This is a genomic window from Rhizobium sp. RHZ02 (genome assembly GCF_014851575.1).
Lineage (GTDB): Bacteria > Pseudomonadota > Alphaproteobacteria > Rhizobiales > Rhizobiaceae > Rhizobium > Rhizobium altiplani.
Map to the genome: position 1 here is coordinate 1 of NZ_JACUZX010000127.1, position 255 is coordinate 255.

General features: G+C 63.9%; 1 pseudogene. It reads right to left on the minus strand.

Annotated elements, in window-relative coordinates:
* A pseudogene (locus tag IB244_RS33320) lies at nucleotides 1–255 on the minus strand (NADP-dependent phosphogluconate dehydrogenase); the annotation flags it as partial.

The following is a 255-nucleotide window of genomic DNA, read 5'->3' on the forward strand; positions in this document are numbered from 1 at the left end:
CCAGTTGAACTCGCGCGATGCTTCCGCCATGACGGCGAAGCCCTGCGCATAAGCGCCGATCTTGGCGGCGAACAGCGCCAGCTCCAGATCCTTGTTGAGTTCGGGGCCGTAGGCGATCGGGAACTTGCATTCCGGCTTGCCGAAGATCTTCTCGGCGGCTTCGCGCTCGGTCTTCATCGACGACAGGCTGCGGGCGGCAACGGCGGCTTCGATCGCGGTTGCCGGAATGCCCATGTTCTGCGCTTCGATCGCCGA